Origin of the sequence: Salinicola aestuarinus (assembly GCF_003206645.1) — a bacterium.
Taxonomy (GTDB): domain Bacteria; phylum Pseudomonadota; class Gammaproteobacteria; order Pseudomonadales; family Halomonadaceae; genus Salinicola; species Salinicola aestuarinus.
Window position 1 is genome coordinate 120,223 of record NZ_PZJP01000007.1, and the last position, 18,009, is coordinate 138,231.

Here is an 18,009-nt window from a genome sequence, read left to right on the forward strand (position 1 = left end):
CTCACCGTCATTCTTCCGCCCAGCGCGACAGCGCGTGCATCGATGCATCCCACCACCAAAGGCGGGCTGCGCTATACGGGGAGCATGATAGGATATCGGCAATGGGTCCCTTGCCGTCTCGCGATGCCATCAGCGCGCCGCTGGCTCACCGTTCTCTCTTCGCTCTCCACTGACAAGGACTGTCCATGGCTCTGTTTCGTAAGAAGTCGAGGCTCTCCCGCACTGAAGTCCTGGAAACGCCGCAGTACGGCTGGATCTGGAAGCCTCTCGTGGCGCTGGTCGTCATCTTACTGCTGATCGGCATCGTGCTGGGTATCTGGTGGAGCCGGACGCCGTCACCGACGGATCCGCGGCAGGCGGTCGAACGTCAACGTGGCTTTCCGCAGGCGGTGCAGGCCGATGGTCCGCACGCCCCGATGACGATTCAGCCCGGCGAGGCGCTGCTGGCGACCAACCTCGTCATGCTCGATACGCTCGTCAATAAGCCCGGCGGCTATCTGTCCAATGACGTGATGCCGCCCGGGCTTTGGCTCGACAATATGCCAAGTTGGGAGGCGGGTGTGATCCGCCAGGTGCAGGACTCGGTCTCGGCGCTCGACGCGACCCTGCCCGTCGCCGGCGCGCCGCTGGGCGATGCGGACGACGCGCTCGCCGGTGACCTCGATAGCTGGCGCTGGCCGACGTCCGAGCGCCTGCTCACCGCGGGCCGCAACAATCTGGGCGAGGCGTTTCATCTGTTGGAGAACGCCGCTGGCGCGCAGGGGGCGGCGGCGGTCAGTCAGCCGACCGGCGGCGACTCGCAGACCGAAGGCGAGGCGCAAACCCAGAACGATCCTCAGGCCCAGAACGATCCTCAGGGCCAGAACGATTCCCAGGGCCAGAACGATTCCCAGGGCCAGAATGATCCTCAGGCCCAGAAAGATCCCCAGGGCCAGAACGACTCCCAGGCCCAGAACGATCCGCAGGCCGAAGAGGCTTCTCAGGCGGACGCTGAGCCGCAGGTCGAGGGTGGGCCGTCTGTAGAGCCGTCGTCGCAGACCGAGCAGAGCGAACCGACAGGTGACGAGCCGCAGACCGCGACCGACCAGCCGGCCAGTGATCAGGGGCCAGGGCTGTCCGCACTGGCGGCGAGCGATCTTGCCGATTGGCTGGGAACGGTGCAGCAGCGTCTCGATGCGCAGGCTCAGGCGCTGAGCGCCAGCGTCGGCGGCGATCAGAATGATGAAAGTACCCCCTGGTATCGCATCGACAACGTCTTCTTCGAGGCACGGGGCACCAACTGGGCGCTGGTGCAGCTGATGCAGGCGGCGCGCATCGACTACGCTGACGCCATCGAGCAGGCGGGTGTCGACGACCGCTTCGAGCAATTGATCGCGTCGCTCGAGGCATCGCAGGCTCAGGTCTGGAGCCCGGTGATTCTCAACGGCACGGGCTTTGGCTTCTTCGCCAATCACTCGTTGATGATGGCCAACTACAGCGCTCGCGCGTCAGAGCTGGTGGCCGAGATTCGCGACGAGCTGTAGGACGGGACCCTTCGGCGTCGGCGAGGTCCAGGCCGCGACGACGCCGAGTGCAATAGGGTGATTCGGTCACCCGATGCAGGCCGAGACTATTGCCGTGCACACGAAAACGCCGCCCCGGGAGTTCACCGGGGCGGCGTTTTGCATTGCGTCATGATCGGGCGGGGTTAACGCTCCGTCACTCGGCGTGTCACTCGTTTTCGTAAGCGGTGACGGACTTCTCGATCGCCTTGCGCGCGGCGTCGGCGCCGTCCCAGGAGTCGATCTTGACCCACTTGCCTTTCTCGAGATCCTTGTAGTTCTCGAAGAAATGCGCGATCTGCTGGCGCAGCAGCTCGGGCAGGTCGGTCACTTCGCGCACATCGTTGTAGAGCGTGGTGAGCTTCTCGTGAGGTACGCAGATCAGCTTGGCATCCTCGCCGGCTTCGTCCGACATGTTGAGAATGCCGACCGGGCGCGAACGGATCACGCTGCCGGGCTGCACCGGGTAGGGCGTCACGACGAGCGCGTCGAGCGGGTCGCCGTCGTCGGCCAGCGTGTTGGGGATGAAGCCATAGTTGGCCGGGTAGAACATCGGCGTGGCCATGAAGCGGTCGACCACCAGGGCATCCATCTCCTTGTCGATCTCATACTTGATCGGCGCGTGGTTCGCGGGGATCTCGATCGCCACGTACACGTCGTTCGGGAGGTCCTTTCCGGCGGGGATCTTATCGAAACTCATCGTTGAGTCCTTGGTTTGCAGGTTTAACACCAGCGGGCGAGAATCCCCGGGATTATACGAACAGGCCAGACCGATTACCAACCCGAGCCTCGCCTGGGAGAAGGCATCGGATCGGTGAGCCTGCACGGCGGCGGTTCATTGCGGCCACTACTACCACGATCGGGGAGAGGGACGTTGTCGAAGAGCTCGTTGTCGCTGACCTATGGACAGGCTTTCGTGGCGCCGGATCTGCATCGCCACCGCAGCTCGATGTCGGTGCAGATACCGCCGCCCGAGCAGATGCTGTCGAAGGGGGGGTGCGCGCTCATCAGTGACTCCACCTGGCGCAACTCGATCGCCAAGCAGGCGGGCGATCTCAGCGTGCGCGGCTTTCTCGCGGACTACTATTCGACGCCCGAGCACTGGGACATCAAGACCTCGGCGACGCGGGTGCTGCGGGCACTCAACAGCTGGTCCCATAGCCAGAGCGGTTACATCGAAGGTGGCAGCTATATCTGCTCGCTATCGGCGATGATCTTTCATCAGCATCAGGCCCATCTATTCCACATGGGGGACACGCTGGTGTTTCGTATCCGCGGCGCCGAGTTCGAGCAGCTGACGCGGGATCACGTCACCGACCTTGGCGGCTATCGCTATCCCTCGCGGGCGCTCGGCTTGGATGGCCACGTCGATATCGACTACTCCAGCTTCTCGCTCAAGCAGGGCGATCTGTTCCTGTTCATGACGCAGGCGGTTCGCGGCACGCTGGTACCTTCCGAGTACCTGCAGCTCATCCGCGCCGACGTCAGCGATCTCGACGCTGCCTGTGAGCGGCTCACCGAGGCCGCCAACCAGCGCGCCAGCGAACGCGGGTACAACGCCAATCAGTTCTGCTTCCAACTGGTACGGGTCGACCGGCTCCCCGAGGTGGAGTCGGACCATCCGCCGCGGCGTTTCCACCATCTGCCGGTGCCGCCGGAGCTGGAGGCCGGTGAGCGAATCGATGGGCTCGACGTGATCGAGGTGCTTTCGCGGACGCCCAGGGCAAGAATCTATCGCGTCCGCGATCCCCGACGTAGCGGCGATATGGTCATGAAAGCGCCGAGCCCGGAGCTCTCGCCGCGCAACGTCTATCTCGAACATTTTGCGTTGCAGCAGTGGGTCGTCGAACGAATCAACTCGCCGTTTGTGGTCAAAGTGGTCGAGTCCGCCCGCCCGCGCCGCCATCTCTACTATCTGATGGCGCACGTTGAGGGGGAGACGCTGACCGAGTGGCTGGGTCGGCATCCCCAGGCGAGTCTCAAACAGCGCCTGGAGATCGCGCGGCAGCTGGTAAAGGCTGTCCAGGCACTGCATCGACACGAGGTGCTGCATCAGATCATTCATCCCGACAACGTCATGATCGACCGTCACGGCAACCTGCAGCTGATCGACTTCGGCGCCTGCCACAAGCGCGAGAGCGACGGCCAGAGCGAAGCCAAGGAGCTGGCGCGGCAGGTCGGCCTCAACGAGCACAGCGCACCGGAATACGCCCTCGATACCGACGTCGGTCGGCGCAGCGATCAGTACTCTCTGGCTTCCACTATCTACTGGATGCTGACCGGACATCTGCCCTACACCACGCTGCCCAATCACCTGCGCAGCCATACCGATCTCGAGCGCATGACCTATCGCCGAGCGCAGTTGAGCAATCCGGAGATCAGCCAGGATCTCGACGACGCCCTGCACCGCTCGCTGGACCCGCTGCGCGCGCTGCGCTTTCGTCGCACCTCGGAATTTGCCTACCACCTGCGCCCGGCGCCAAAGCGCGAAGTGGAGAGCGGCCGGCCGCCGTGGCGCGAGCCCGCCAATGTCTGGCAGGCGATTGCCACCGTTCTACTCCTGCTGCTCGTGCTCTCCTGGTGGCTGAAGTAGCGAAGTAGCGAAGTAGCGAAGTAGCGAAGTAGCGAAGTCGCGGAGTCGCGGAGTCGTGTAAGGGCGCAATACCATTAGCGCGACGCGTTGGTGCAGACGAAGCGGTCGCGGTCTATCGCTCCACGAGGCGCGCCAGCAGTCGTCTGGCGCGCTCGATCACCGGCGCGTCGATCATTTCGCCATCCACCTGGGTGGCATCCGCGCGCTGCTCGGTGGCCGCCAGCACGCGGCGCGCCCAGTCGCACTGTGCCTCGCTCGGCGCCATCCCGCGGTGGATGGCGTCAACCTGCTGCGGATGAATGCAGAGCATCCCGCCAAACCCCATCTCCGCTGCGCGCCGCGCCACCCGCTCGACCCGCCCGAGATCGCGAAAATCCGGCAGCACTGTCTCCAGCGGTGGCGCGAGTCCGGCGAGTCGGGAGTGCAGCACGATCGAGTAGCGCACCTGATCCAATAGCCATTCGCCGCCCTCGCTTCCCGGCTCGCCGCCGAGATCCAGACTCAGGTCCAGCGCACCGAAGCTGAGCCGCTCGACGCCTTCGACGCGACTGAGCGAGGGTAGCGCGGCCAGTCCTGCCGCGCTCTCGATCAACGCCACGATCGGCAGGCCCAGGGCGGCGACACGTTCAAGCGATGCCTCGGTCTCCGCCTTGGCCACGACGATGCCGCCCAGCGCCGGGTGCTCGCGGCAAAAGGCGAGATCGGTCTCGAAGGCCAGTGTGTCCGGCGCGTTGATGCGTACCCAGAGGCCCTCCCCGTCGCCCGCATCGAGCCGTTCACCGAGGGCGTCGCGCGCGGTGTCCTTTGCCTCGGGGGCGACGGCGTCTTCCAGGTCGACGATGACGCGATCGGCGCCCGCGGCGAGTGCCTTGGGAATGCGTTCAGGCCGATTGGCGGGGACGAACAGGGCAGAGCGACAGATCAGGGGCTGGGCCTTGAACATGAAACGTTCTCCATTCGACGACAGGTGAGAGCAGAGCGGGAAACCGCCCCGTGTTGATCGTACGCCTTTCGCGCCGGCGTGCGGAACGTCGGGGTGACCGGTCACTTAACGTAGTGAATGTGCGCTCCCTCGCTCCTCACAAAAGCGCCACGCGACTCAGGTCGTGTGGCGCGGCGCATGGGGCACTCTGGTGCGGCTAGCGTAACGCGAAAGCGAAGTCGCCTTGGTCATCGAGACTCACGGTCAGCTTCTCGATCGCTTCGCCGGCGGCCATGCGGTCGAGGACCTGAGCGGCAATGGTCGGCATCAGGCTGCCGGAAAGGATGTTATCGACGTTGCGCGCGCCACTGTCGCTATCGGTGCAGCGGGCGGCGACCGCTTCGACGATCTCGGCGGCGTATTCGAATTCGGCGCCGTGGTTGGTTTCGAAGCGGCGCTTGATGCGGTCGAGCTTGAGCCGGACGATGCGCTCGAGAATCTCGTTCTGTACCGGGTAGTAGGGGACGATGTTCAGCCGGCCGAGGAAGGCGGGCTTGAACACGTCGTTCAACTGATCGCGCAGGCTGTCGACGATCATCTCCGGCGCGGGAACGGAGTCCGCCCCCAGGCACTGACGCATGATGTCGTCGGTGCCGACGTTGGAGGTCAGCAAGATCACGGTATTGCGGAAGTTGATCTCGCGGCCTTCACCGTCGTCGAGCACGCCCTTGTCGAAGACCTGGAAGAAGAGCTCCAGCACGTCCGGATGGGCCTTCTCGACCTCGTCGAGCAGCACCACGCTGTAGGGTTTGCGCCGCACCGCCTCGGTCAGCACGCCGCCTTCGCCGTAGCCGACGTAGCCGGGGGGCGAGCCCTTCAGGCTGGAGACGGTGTGCGCCTCCTGGTACTCCGACATGTTGATGGTGATGACGTTGCGCTCGCCGCCGTAGAGGGTGTCGGCGAGTGACAGCGCGGTTTCGGTCTTGCCGACGCCGCTCGGCCCCAGCAACAGGAAGACGCCGATCGGCTTGTTGGGATCTTCCATGCGGGCGCGCGAGATGGCGATGCGCTTGCCGATCTCCGCCAGCGCGTGGTCCTGGCCCAGCACGCGCTCGCCGAGCAGGGCGGGGAGACGCTGCACGGTCGCGATCTCGTCGCGCATCATCTTGCCGAGCGGAATCCCGGTCCAGTTGGAGATCACCTCGGCGATGACGTTGCCGTCGACATGGCCGTGAACCAGCGAATGCTCGCCCTGAAGCTCGGCCAGCTCCTGCCGGGTCTCGCCGATTTGACGGCTGAGCGCGTCGGCGTCGCCCGTCTTTTCTCCCGCTTCGACGGCATCGCGTTCGGCCTCTTCCGCCTTGAGGCGGGTCACCACGGCCTGCTCACGCGCCCAGCGTTCGCCGAGTTCCTCGATCTGACCGCGGGTCGCGTCGAGCTGTTCGCGCAGGGCGGTCAGCGTCTCGCTGTGGTCGGCGCCTTCGCGCGCCTCGCGCTCGAGCACGGCGATCTCGGCGTCGAGGTTGTCGACGCGACGATGGGCATCCTCGAGTGCGGCAGGCTGCGAGGACTGCGCGAGCGCGACCCGGGCACAGGCGGTGTCGAGCACGCTCACCGCCTTGTCCGGTAGCTGGCGACCGGTGACGTAGCGATGCGACAGGCGCACGGCCTGGACGATGGCGTCATCGAGAATCGTCACGTGGTGGTGGTCCTGCATGCGCTGATTGAGCCCGCGCAGCATGTTGATGGCGACCGGTTCGGCCGGTTCCTCGACCTTGACCACCTGGAAGCGGCGGGCCAGCGCGGCATCCTTCTCGAAGTACTTCTTGTACTCCGCCCAGGTCGTGGCGGCGATGGTGCGCAGCTCGCCGCGAGCGAGCGCCGGCTTGAGCAGGTTGGCCGCATCGCCCTGACCCGCCTGGCCGCCGCTGCCGATCAGGGTGTGCGCTTCGTCGATGAACAGGATGATCGGGTGGAGACTGCGCTTGGTCTCTTCGATGACGCTCTTCAAGCGGTTCTCGAACTCGCCCTTCACCCCGGCGCCGGCCTGGAGCAGGCCCAGATCGAGGGTGCGCAGCTCGACGCTCTTCAGCGGCGGCGGCACGTCACCGTTGACGATACGCAGTGCCAGCCCCTCGACTACCGCGGTCTTGCCGACGCCGGCTTCGCCCGTAAGGATCGGATTGTTCTGGCGCCGCCGAGTGAGGATGTCCACCATCTGGCGGACCTCCTCCTCACGGCCGAGCACCGGGTCGATGCGTCCGGCGCGGGCGTTGCCGGTCAGGTCCAGGGTGTACTGATCCAGCGCCGGGGTCTTGGTTTTGCCCGGGCGCGCCTGGCTGGCATTGTCACCTTCATTGTCTGGCGCTGGCGCCGAGTGGGCGCTGTCCGCGCCTTCGCCGAGTGGACGGGCGTGGCGATCCTCGCGGCTGCCGGCGATCAGATCCGTCAGGTGCGCCTGCAGATCGTCGACGTTGATCCGCTCGAGCTCGCGGGCGCCGTCGACGACGACCCGGCCGAGTTCGTCGTCCTTGAGCAGCGCCAGCAGCAGGTAGCCGCTTCGAATCTGCGATTCGCCATGGTCGATGGAGGCCGTGATCCAGGCCCGCTCGATCAGCCGGGTGATGCGCGGCGAGAGCGCCGGGGTTCGCGTGTTGCCGATCTTGAAGGTCGACACGGTCTCTTCCAGCTGGGACGCGAGCCGGTCGAGGGAGACATCGTAGTGCCGGGCGATACGCAGGACGTCGTTGTCGTCGCTGTCGAGCAACTTGAGCAGCAGGTGCTCGATGTCGACATCGTACTGGCGCTCGGCGAGGCAGAGGGCGGCCGCGCCTTCGGTCGCCTCGCGGCAGGGATCGTTGAGCTTGTCGAAGAGGGATTTGAGACTCACGCCGTGGCTCCATCGAAGGGAATTGAAAAGAGTGCATGGCCGTGGGCGTCGGCCGGTCTGTCGGGTGGTTTCAGCCAGCCCAGCCGGCCCAGGGCCGCGCTGCCGTCGCCGAGGCGCGGCGCGGGTATGTGTTGTCTGTCGAGAATCAGCTCGATCTCGAAATCGAGTTCGATACCGGCATAGAAGCGCAGCAGTCGAATCAGCTTGGCGTGGGCGGGCGAGTCCGGCAGCAGCGACTGGTAGGCCGCCAGCGTCAGCGGGCCGAAGACCACCCGGAAGGTGGATTGGTAGTCGCGGACGCGGGTGCCGGCCACCGCGCTCTCGCCGAGCCGCGCATTGGCCTCCCCGAGGCGGGTGTACTGCGCCGGATCAAGACGTATCCAGCGTCCGGTGAAGGGCTCGATGCGGCAAGGCAGCTCGAACGTGTACTCGAGAATCGCCTGCAGGTTGCCGACATTGCGCGGTTTCTGGCTCCAGAGGCCGGAAAACCAGGTAAACAGATCGCGGCGCAGGGCATCGGGGGCATCGCCGTCGAGTCGCTGCTCGATAGTGCGCGGGGTGAAGCCGACCAGATGCAGCAGCCACTGTTCGAAGTCGGCGCTGCCCTTGCGCTCGTACTCGATATGGAAGCGGTACTTCTGCCACGCCTCGTAGAACAGCGCCGTCATTCGGTGCGAAAAGAAGTCCATGAAGGCATGGGCCGCATCGTCGCGCTTCTCCATGTGACGGTTGATCAGCAGCTCGGTGTAGGGCCGCGGCAGTACGCCGGAGGGGCCGACCAGGCCCATGAAGGTGACCTGGATCTCGCTGAGCGGCTCGCCCTCGGCCGAGCGCGCGCGCTCGTCCTCGAAGCGCAGATCGCTGATCTCGCTGGGCGGGAAGTTGAGCGACAGCAGCGAGCGAAAGCGCAGCGGGTCGTCGTGGGGCCGGCTCTCGGGATCGATGCGCCCGTTTCGGCTGTAGTGCAGTCGCAGCAGGCGCACGAGCTGGAAGAACCCGAATCGCCAGGGCTCCGCGCGCGCCTGATCGATCAGACCAGGGGCTGAGTACCGGTTCTCGGCGGCCATTGCGTGACTCGATGTTCGCGCTGGCGAGAGCGCAGGGTGAGTTGGGTGAAGCTGTTGAGGCTGCAGTACTGACCGAAGAAGTGATCGAGCACCATGCCGAAGAGAAACACGCCGCTACCGGTGAACTGGCTCTCGTCGAGGGTCAGCGTGATGCCGGTGCCGCGGACGAAGGCGGGGCGCGGGTGGCCGATGCGGGTCATGACCGGCTCGCTCTCGATGGCATCGATGCCATTGATCTGTTTTCGGATCGCCGACGCCTGGCGATAGTTGTAGAGCGATAGCAGCTCCATCAGCGCCTCGCGCCCCTGAGAGACCATCGATAGGTGGTTGAGCGACAGGTGCGACACCAGACGCCACACCAGCCCCTTGCCCATGGGCGGGCGGACCGGCGGCGTGGGTTTGCGCAGGCAGCGAATCTGCTGGACCACCTGTTCGCGCTCGAGTGTGAAGTCGCCCTGATGATGGCCGAAAGTCATCAGCTGGGGCAGATCGCGGTTGCTGCAGGTGAGCTTGAGACTCAGCGTGTCGCTGCTGCCGTCGAGCAGTTCGAGCTCGCGGTCGACCACTCGCAGGCGCATCTCCGTGCCGGGGTCGCGTGCCGTGTCGGCATTGACCCGGCGCGCGATCCAGTAGCTCTGTCGCGCCTGCTTTTCGCTGTCCCGCGGCTCGAAGAAGGGTAAACAGGGGGCGACCTCGTCGCGGGTCGCGGTGCGAATGACGCGCGTCACGTCATCGATCGAGACGATCTCGGTGGAGCGCGCGTGGCGCACGTCCGGCACGACGGGATATTCATGGCGGGTGTGAGTCAGCTTGATCGGCTCGGCCTGCTGCGGGAACAGATTGACCACCGGGGTGCAGCCGAGGCGGAAGTTGTGGCGACCCACGGTCTGTGCCAGTCGCGCCAGCCGCTCGTGCTGGTCGTAGTCGCGGAACAGGAAGTGGAGCTGAATCCGCGTGACCGCCTTGCCGGAGAGCGGTCGCGCCAGCCCGCCCAGATCGAAGAACAGGAACTTCTCGGGAAAGATGAAGTATTCGTGCAGCAGTCGGTAGCCCAGAAACGAGCGTTCCGAGTAGTCGATCAATCCCTCGTCCGGGGCGAAACCCACCGGCGTGATCGCCTCCGGATTCAAACGGATTTCGCGGGTCTGGCCCCCTTCGACGAAGCTCACCGAAACGCGCGCAACGTTGTTGAACAGCATCTCGTAGAGCGGATGCATGAGACTGCCTTCGCCATCGAGGAAAAAGCGCAGTCTGTCGGGCGTGAGACTGCCGAAATCGGTGTTGCCGAGGCTGTCGAGCGTCAGCGTCAACTTGGCGACGTGATCGTTGCCGTGGACGTTGAACGAGGAGCGCTCCAGCCGATGCATCTCGGCACCGGCGACGGCGATCGGCCAGACATCCACGGGATAGCAGGTGCGAAACCGGCAGAAAGCATCTTCCACCGGGCGCGAGTGGAGTGCCGTATGCCGGGGTAGGTGATAGCGGCCGCTGAGCGAGGTCTGCGGGCCGGGATCGAACTGCGCAATGGAGAGCGCCGGCGTCGGGCGCAGGTAGTGCGGATAGAGCACTTCGAGAAACGCCTCGACGATCTCGGGGAAATCGTCGTCGAGCTTTTTGTGCACGCGGGCGCTGAGAAAGGCGAACGCCTCGATCATGCGCTCGGCGTGAGGGTCTTCGCAGTCATCCGCTCCCAGCAGGAGTCGGGAGGCGATCTTGGGATAGCGACTGGCGAACTCCTGACCCAGAAATCGCAGGTGCGAGAGCTCTTTCTCGTAGTAGGGCAGCAGATCGTCGAGCATCAGGAGAGGTTCTGAACCTTGTATTGACGGGTGTTGACCTGCATCACGGCATCGAACGCGACACGGTGGCTCGATTCGCTGATCGAGAGCACCGCTTCGATACGAAACTGCAGGATACGGTCGTGGCTGTCCTGATTGAGCAGCTGCACGCGGACGCTGGAGAAACGCTTGTCGCCCTGCTCGATGGTGCGTTCGAGCTGGCGCTGAATGACCCGGCGGTCCTCGGTACTCCGCACGCCCCGGCTGATGAAGTCGGGGAGTCCGTAGTCGAGCAGCGTGCCCTGAAGCTGTGGCCACCCGTCGAGCCCGTCAGCGACGAGTTCGCGTCGGGTATTCACCAGCAGCTCCAGGTCGCGGACCACCGAGCGTTTGTACTCCGACACCGTGCAGCGATGGCCGGCCTGGGCCTCGGAGGTGTGCTGGGGCTCGTCGTCGAGCAGCCGATCGAGCAGCGTCGGCACCATCTGCAGAGAGTCGTTCACGGATTGCCACCTCGAACGTTAAGCGAACGGGCCCCGGCGCGTCGGCCGGGACCCGAGGCGTTCACTCAGCGGTTCACGAACCGCGTGTGGACTGCGGCAGCTCGGAAACCAGGCGCAGCGACGCGGTCAGCTCGTCGAGCTGGTAGTGCGGACGCAGGAAGGTGACTGCCTTGTAGGCGCCGGGCTTGCCGGGCACCTCGGCGACCTCGACCCGGGCTTCACGCAGCGGGTATTTCGCCTTGGCTTCCTGGCCAGCGTTGTCGTCGAGCAGGACGTACTGGGAGAGCCATTCGTTGAGGTAGTCCTCGACGTTCTGACGCGACGCGAAGCTGCCCACCTTGTCGCGCATGATCGCCTTCATGAAATGAGCGATGCGCGAGGTGGCGAAGATGTACTGCAGCTGCGAAGAGAGTCGGGCATTGGCGTTGGCGACGTCGGTGTTGTACTGCTTGGGCAGCTGCGCCGACTGGGTGCCGAAGAACGCCGCATAGTCGGTGCCCTTGCAGTGCACCAGCGGGATGAAGCCCAGGTCCGAAAGCTCCTTTTCACGGCGATCGGTGATCGAGATCTCCGTCGGGCACTTCAGTGCCACTTCGCCGTCGTCGGTCTGGAAGTTGTGGGTCGGCAGGTCTTCGACCAAGCCGCCGCCTTCGACGCCGCGGATCGCCACGCACCAGCCGTACTGCGAGAACGCGTCAGTCACCCGCGAGCCCATGGTGTAGGCGGCGTTCATCCACAGATACTTGTTGTGATCGCGACCGTCGACGTTCTCGGTGAAGTTGAATTCTTCCACCGGGGTGGTGTCTTCGCCGTAGGGCAGACGACCCAGAACGTGCGGCAGCGTCAGGCCAACGTAGCGCGCGTCTTCCGAATTGCGGAACGACTTCCACTTGGCGTACTCGACGGTGTCGAAGATCTTGGAGAGATCCCGCGGACCGGTCATGTCGGTAAAGGAGTCCCAGCCGAACAGCTCCGGCGACGCCGACGAGATGAAGGGGGCGTGGGCGGCGGCGGCCACGTGGGAGACCTGCTCGAGCAGATACATGTCCTGCGGATGACGACCGAACTCGTAGTCACCGATCAGCATGCCGTAGGGCGCGCCGCCGAAGGTGCCGTACTCTTCCTCGTAGACCTTCTTGAACAGGGCGCTCTGGTCGAACTCGGAGGCCGACTTGAGATCCTTGACCAGATCCTTCTTGGAGGCGTTCAACATGTGAATCTTCATGTTGGTGCCGGTCTCCGACTGGTCGGTCAGGTACTTCAAGCCGCGCCAAGACGCCTCGAGTTGCTGGAATTCGCTGGCGTGCATGACTTCATTGAGCTGATCCGACAGCAGCGAGTCGATCTCGGCGATCCGCGAGTCGAGTACCGCGATCAGATCCTTGCTCGGCGTCATCTCGCCTTCCAGCACCTGGCTCACCAGTTCGTCGATCAGATCGCGGGTGCGGGTGCGCTCGGTCTCGGAGCGCGCGACGCGGCTCTCGGAGATGATGCTGTCGAGCAGGGAGGTCTCGGGGGCGAAGACTTCCTGCGTTTCCCCCTGGGTCGGGGCGTCTGTCTGCTTCTCGGCCATGGGAAACTCCTGTTATTCCTTGTCGTCCTGGGGGGTGGCGGCAGCTTCGCGGCCCAGTTCTTCACCCAGCGTCTTGAGCTTTTCGGTGTTCTGGAGCACGTCCATCAACAGCTCTTCGAGCTTGTCGTTGCCCCCCATCTTGTTGCGAAGGTCGGCGAGCTTGTTGCGCACTTCCAGCAGCTTGCGCAGCGGTTCGACCTGGCGCACCACCTCCTGCGGCTCGAAGTCCTCCATGCGCTTGAAGTTGAGCTCCACGGGCAGTTGCGAGCCGTCGTTGGCCAGGGTGTTGTCGACCCGATAGCTCAGACGCGGTTTGACGCCCTTCATCACGCTGTCGAAGTTGTCACGGTCGATGTTGACGAACTTGCGGTCCTTGAGCCGGGGCAGCGGTTCCAGGGAGTTGCCGGCGTAATCGCCCATCACGCCCACGACGAACGGCAGCTCTTTCTTCTCGATGCTGTCACCGATCTCAACGTCGTAGGTGAGGTGAACGCGCGGCGCCCGCACGCGGGAAAGTTTGTGCTGAGTACTTTCGTTACTGGCCATGGGTCTTCCTTTTTCGAGATGGCGAAAGCGCTTGTCAAAATGGCGAAAGCGTTCGGGTGAGTGGCATCGCGCAGCGGTTTACTGGCCGGGCGCTTCGCGGAGTGTGGCGACGAGCTGTTCGCGCAGTTCGTCCTCCATGGCGCCGATCTGTGCCTCGGAGATCAGCTCCTCGAAGGTACGGCTGCCCGAAATCTCGGTGCTGTGACGAATCACGTCGTCCGAGGGCAACGTCGAGGCGACCGGAGAACTGATGACGCAGAACGGCAGGTCGCCGAAATCATCGAGCCGCCGAAAGCTGACCGGAAAGCGCAAGCCCTTGAGCAGTCGGCCGAGTCCACCGGCGCGGCTGAAGCAGTGGAAGAGCATCAGGTAGTGCAGCACGAAGCGGTGGAGCTCCGATGCACTGCGGTTCGGATCTTTCACCACCTGCCGAAAGCGGCTCAAATCGAACGAGCTGTAGCCCACCACCCACTGCACCGGGCTGGTGACGCGGATCGTCGCGTCACTGCCCAGGCGGTGGTCGTACTCCAGCGGGAAGAGTTCCGGTGTCGAGTTGATGATGTTCAACGGCACCTCGAGCTCACTCATCAGATTGAACGGCTTCGCGCCAGCGTGCTGATCGAAGAGCGTTCTGAACTCCTTGAAGTGATGCTGCGTCTCCCGGCCACTGCCGCGCGGGGCACCCTGAAGGTATTCGCCGAACAGCGGCTGAGGGCGCACCAGCGGCGATAGCGTCGTCAGGTAATCCGCTGCCTGTGCCTTGAGCAGGTCGGAGACCAGACGCGTCTGCTTGCGCGAACGGATGAAACTCTCTACGTCGAAGGACTGCGTCATGATCGATCCTGCCGCGGCGGTTGCATTGTCGATGTCGTCTGCGATGGCGAGACCGTGCCGCGGGCGCCATAGCGTCGGTTTTTCTTTCCGGTGGCAACGCCGCGATGGCGGTCATGCCTACCCGGCCTGTCGGCCGTGGCCAACCCGGGATGCCGAGCACCTCAGGTGTGATGCCGGTGGTCATCAGCGACTATCGCGGGCTTACCCGGCTCTGTCGTGCCCTAAAATTGCGCTAATTCTAATGTAAGTCTGGTGCAATTAAGCATGTAAGCGATCTCTTACAAAGACGCGGGTTATTCGGTATCTCTGGATAACAGTATGCCGAATTCTCAATCGTTACCGAACGGTTTTCTAGAGTCGTTGAGTTGTGGCGTCAACCGTTTTAGCGTCGTCGCCGTCTCTTCATCATCCGAAAGCACCTGGCCGTTGGTATCCAGAATGCGAAGATTGCCTGAATCATCCGGCTGATAAAGGCGACGGTCTCCGGCCTCGGGAAGCAGGACGTAGAGCGAGCGGGAGAAATCGGTGACGTCGCGATGCGACTCCCAGCGCCCCCAGCTCGTGTTCACTCGCTGCCCGCCAGGCGCGTCGATGCGGGTCTCATGCAGGTAGAAGTCAACGGGGGCGCCGGTCAGCGCGTCCCGCTTGAGCAGCAGGTCGGTCGCGACACCCTGGCAGTCCGCACAGGGAGCCGTGCCCTGAAAGCGCTCGGTGATCCTCACATAGTCCACTTCGGTTTGCGGCCCACTGGCGCAGGCGGTGAGCAGCATTAAGCCCAAAAGAGGCAGCGTCCTAATTGCGCTTAGTGGTCGCATTGATTTGTCTCTCATGTGTCTTTATTGAACTTTTTGAAAGTTAATGTAACTGAGTAAGCGAGTGTTAAATTTGGCGCTTATTATAGCGTTTAAATCTGTTAAGGTGAGCCCGCTTAGCCAGATTCAACCGAGTTTTTCTCGGTGAGGGCTGGGTCATCGAGAACCTTCCAGCTTCCATTAAAAAAGTGATAGGCACGGCAATGATCGCGTCTCTATGCAGACTGGGAATCGGGTTGCTGATCGTCGCGCTTGCCGGGTGCGGCGTGGCGGATCGCGTGGGAAATCGCGTCGACGATACCTGGGCCGGGGATTTGCTCGGCAACAAGGAGCGCGTTCGCGTGACTGTCGATGCGGATGCGTCGGTCAATCCAGGGGCCGACGGCGAGCCGCTCTCCGTCGTGGTCAGGGTCTACCAGCTTACCGAGCGCACGGCCTTTACGACGGCGTCGCCGCGTCAGCTCTGGCGGGAGGGTGAAGCCGTGCTGGGCAATGCTCTGGTGTCGGAGCGTGAAATAACGCTACTGCCGGGCGAGGACAAGGTCGACGTCGCCGCGCTCGACCCCACCACGCAGTTCGTGGGGGTTGCCGCGTTCTTCCGCAACACGATCAGCGGCGAGTGGCAGGCGTTATTTGCGGCGACCGAGCTGCGTAACGACGGCCTGCTGAGCGCGTCGGAGGGAGTGAAGCTCGAACTCGTCGAGGACCGCATTGTCGTCGAGCGTGGGCAGAACCTTCTGGAACAGTGACACCTGGCGGCCGACAGGCACGGCGCACGCGCCGTGCGCAGGCCTTTGCTTGTCGATGAGGCCTGTAGGGCGGAGCGCTGGGCCGCACCGCCGTGCGAACCACGAGCTTGAGTGAACAAGGGCGAGGCAGGGACGTGAGCAAACACAATCGCATCATGTGGTCGGAGGGCATGTTCCTCCTGCCGCAGCATTTCCAGTATCAGGATGAGTACCACCAGCGTCAGCTGGCCGAAAGCCGGCGGGCTCAGAGCCCGTTTCAGTGGGGCGTTCAGAAGATCGCGTTCGACGAAGCCGCGCTCGAGCAGGGCGTCCTGCAGCTAACGCGACTCAAACTGATCTTTCCCGATGGCACGCTGATCGATGCCCCGCAGCACGACCCGCTGCCGCCGGGGCGGCGCCTTGATGACGTGGCGCGCAACGGCGAGATACGCATCCATGCGGCCCTCCGGGCCCGCGAGCCCGGCGTCGCAAGCTATCTCACGCCCGATGCGGCGCGGCACGGTAACCGGCGTTACGTCCAGACGTTCGAGACGCTATCGGATCTCAACGAAGGCTCGCTCGAAAACGAGCTGGGTACGCTGGAGCTCAATGCGACCCTGCTGATGGAAGGCGACACCCTGGACGGCTTCACGCACTGTCCGGTGGCGCTGCTCAAGCGCAATGCCGCGGGCGGGTTCAGCCTCGACGCCGAGCATTTCATGCCGCCGTCGCTGCACCTGGACTCGGTATCGCTGCCTTATAACATCGCCAACCGACTGATCGGCATGCTCCAGGCCCGCAGCGATGCGCTCTCCGGGCGGCGTCGTGAGCGTGCCGACCAAGTGGCGGAATTCGGCTCCAGCGACGTGACCCTCTTCTGGCTGCTCTACACCATCAACCGCGCTTATCCCGAGCTTGCACACATGCTGTCGCATCCGCGGCTGCACCCGGAGTCGCTCTACCGCTTTCTGGCGGAGCTGGCCGCGAGTCTGATGACGTTCTCGATGTCGCACAGGCTGGCGGACATTCCGGAGTACGACCACCGCGAGCCGGCAGGCGCACTGCTGGCGTTGGAAACGGTGGTGCGGGAGCTGCTCGAGATCGTGGTCCCGAATCAGTACGTCCCGATACCGCTGGAACAGACGCGCTCCTCCTACTACGTCGGGCGACTCAACGACGCCCGGCTCAAGAACGCCGATTTCTACATCAGCGTCCACGCGGACATGCCGGGGGCGCAGATCCTCGAGCTGGTGCCGCGCGCGTTCAAGGTCGGCTCCCCCGAGGACATCGAGGTCGTAGTCAACACCGCCATGCCCGGCGGCACGCTGACCCACGCGACCCGCCTGCCGAGCGCGATTCCGGTCCGTCTGGACAACCACTACTTCGCCCTCGAGCCCCATGGCAGCGTTTACGACCGAATGATGGATGCGCAGGCGATCGCGTTCTACGTCCCGAGCGGATTCAAGAATCTCAGCATTGAACTGATGGCGATAATGAAATGACCACCGAAGCCCTCGTCCAGTCTCCCGACGTCACCGAGCCCCGGACGCTCAAGACCCTGGCTCGCGACTTCATCTCCATGGTGCTGATGGTGCGCCGCGGCCAGCAGGCCGAGAGCGTCGAGCGCTTTCTGGAGCGCGTGGATCAATGGCTGCGCGAATTCGAAGAGAAAGCGCGAGCCGAGAACTACAGCGCGGAGTCGGTGCGTGACGCTCAGTACGCGTTATGCGCCTTTCTCGATGAAAGCGTGCTCAAGGGCGGCGTCGGCAATATTCGCGAGCATGTCGAGCTGCATCCCTTCCAGTACCGTTACTTCGGCGTGCACCTCGCCGGCGAGGGCTTCTACGACCGCCTCGAGACGCTCAGAGGCGACGTGCGCGGCAATCTCGACGTGCTGGAGGTCTATCACCTCTGCCTGGCGCTCGGTTTCGAGGGCAAGTACAGCCTCGAGAACCGCGACCAGCTTCGCTATATCGCCAACACCCTGGGGCAGGACATTGCTCGCTACCGCTCGCGGGAAAGCCGCAGTGGCGACAGCTGGAAGCTGCCTGACCAGGTGGGCCAGCTGCTGCGCTACGAAGTGCCGCTATGGGTCTATCTGCTGGCGATCCTGGTCCTCTGTCTGCTCGTCTACGGCGGGCTGCGCTGGTGGCTGGGTAGCGAGACCGACGCGCTGATCGAACAGATCCGCGCGCTATTCGATACCCAAGACTGACGAGCGA

Annotated in this window: 15 protein-coding genes; 5 read left to right on the forward strand and 10 right to left on the reverse strand. The window is 64.0% G+C overall.

Annotation, left to right across the window (positions count from 1 at the left end; genetic code table 11):
- Window positions 1–185 precede the first annotated feature (185 nt).
- The gene (locus DOM41_RS17805) at window positions 186–1,523 is read left to right on the forward strand and encodes a DUF2333 family protein (protein WP_245391825.1); all 1,338 of its coding nucleotides are present in this window, start codon (window positions 186–188) and stop codon (window positions 1,521–1,523) included.
- Window positions 1,524–1,710: 187 nt separating this feature from the next.
- Here the strand turns inward: DOM41_RS17805 and ppa are convergent, their stop codons facing one another.
- The gene (gene ppa, locus DOM41_RS11835) at window positions 1,711–2,241 is read right to left on the reverse strand and encodes an inorganic diphosphatase (RefSeq protein WP_110687070.1); all 531 of its coding nucleotides are present in this window, start codon (window positions 2,239–2,241) and stop codon (window positions 1,711–1,713) included.
- Between the two features lie 174 nt (window positions 2,242–2,415).
- Between ppa and DOM41_RS11840 the strand changes: the two genes are divergently transcribed.
- Window positions 2,416–4,134, forward strand: a complete 1,719-nt coding sequence (locus tag DOM41_RS11840; protein ID WP_110687071.1) for a bifunctional protein-serine/threonine kinase/phosphatase — start codon at window positions 2,416–2,418, stop codon at window positions 4,132–4,134.
- A gap of 112 nt (window positions 4,135–4,246) precedes the next feature.
- Here DOM41_RS11840 and DOM41_RS11845 read toward each other — a convergent pair whose 3' ends face one another.
- From DOM41_RS11845 to DOM41_RS11885, 9 genes are all read right to left on the reverse strand, one after another.
- Window positions 4,247–5,077, reverse strand: coding sequence for an HpcH/HpaI aldolase/citrate lyase family protein (locus DOM41_RS11845; RefSeq protein WP_110687072.1), 831 nt, complete (start codon window positions 5,075–5,077; stop codon window positions 4,247–4,249).
- Window positions 5,078–5,273: 196 nt separating this feature from the next.
- Window positions 5,274–7,946, reverse strand: a complete 2,673-nt coding sequence (gene tssH / locus DOM41_RS11850) for a type VI secretion system ATPase TssH (RefSeq protein ID WP_110687073.1) — start codon at window positions 7,944–7,946, stop codon at window positions 5,274–5,276.
- The gene (gene tssG, locus DOM41_RS11855; RefSeq protein WP_110687074.1) at window positions 7,943–9,013 is read right to left on the reverse strand and encodes a type VI secretion system baseplate subunit TssG; all 1,071 of its coding nucleotides are present in this window, start codon (window positions 9,011–9,013) and stop codon (window positions 7,943–7,945) included. The genes tssH and tssG overlap by 4 nt, the downstream gene beginning before the upstream one ends.
- Complete coding sequence (gene tssF, locus DOM41_RS11860) at window positions 8,977–10,812, reverse strand: type VI secretion system baseplate subunit TssF (RefSeq protein ID WP_110687075.1); 1,836 nt, start codon at window positions 10,810–10,812, stop codon at window positions 8,977–8,979. Before tssF ends, tssG begins: the two co-directional genes overlap by 37 nt.
- Window positions 10,812–11,294, reverse strand: coding sequence for a type VI secretion system baseplate subunit TssE (tssE, locus tag DOM41_RS11865; protein ID WP_110687076.1), 483 nt, complete (start codon window positions 11,292–11,294; stop codon window positions 10,812–10,814). Before tssE ends, tssF begins: the two co-directional genes overlap by 1 nt.
- A gap of 73 nt (window positions 11,295–11,367) precedes the next feature.
- Entirely contained in the window at window positions 11,368–12,867 is a 1,500-nt protein-coding gene (gene tssC, locus DOM41_RS11870) for a type VI secretion system contractile sheath large subunit (RefSeq protein ID WP_110687077.1), read from the reverse strand.
- A 12-nt stretch (window positions 12,868–12,879) separates the two neighbouring features.
- Window positions 12,880–13,413 carry a type VI secretion system contractile sheath small subunit gene (gene tssB / locus DOM41_RS11875; protein WP_110687078.1) on the reverse strand — a complete coding sequence of 178 codons (534 nt, stop codon included), beginning with the start codon at window positions 13,411–13,413 and terminating at the stop codon, window positions 12,880–12,882.
- A gap of 78 nt (window positions 13,414–13,491) precedes the next feature.
- Window positions 13,492–14,247 carry a hypothetical protein gene (locus DOM41_RS11880; RefSeq protein ID WP_110687079.1) on the reverse strand — a complete coding sequence of 252 codons (756 nt, stop codon included), beginning with the start codon at window positions 14,245–14,247 and terminating at the stop codon, window positions 13,492–13,494.
- A 329-nt stretch (window positions 14,248–14,576) separates the two neighbouring features.
- The gene (locus tag DOM41_RS11885) at window positions 14,577–15,017 is read right to left on the reverse strand and encodes a copper resistance protein NlpE N-terminal domain-containing protein (protein WP_245391828.1); all 441 of its coding nucleotides are present in this window, start codon (window positions 15,015–15,017) and stop codon (window positions 14,577–14,579) included.
- A 245-nt stretch (window positions 15,018–15,262) separates the two neighbouring features.
- Between DOM41_RS11885 and tssJ the strand changes: the two genes are divergently transcribed.
- From tssJ to icmH, 3 genes are all read left to right on the forward strand, one after another.
- Window positions 15,263–15,808: a type VI secretion system lipoprotein TssJ gene (tssJ, locus tag DOM41_RS11890; RefSeq protein ID WP_110687081.1), complete on the forward strand. Its 546-nt coding sequence runs from the start codon at window positions 15,263–15,265 to the stop codon at window positions 15,806–15,808.
- 134 nt (window positions 15,809–15,942) lie between these two features.
- Window positions 15,943–17,289, forward strand: a complete 1,347-nt coding sequence (tssK, locus tag DOM41_RS11895; RefSeq protein ID WP_110687082.1) for a type VI secretion system baseplate subunit TssK — start codon at window positions 15,943–15,945, stop codon at window positions 17,287–17,289.
- Entirely contained in the window at window positions 17,286–18,002 is a 717-nt protein-coding gene (gene icmH / locus DOM41_RS11900) for a type IVB secretion system protein IcmH/DotU (RefSeq protein ID WP_110687083.1), read from the forward strand. The genes tssK and icmH overlap by 4 nt, the downstream gene beginning before the upstream one ends.
- The last annotated feature ends 7 nt before the right edge of the window (window positions 18,003–18,009 follow it).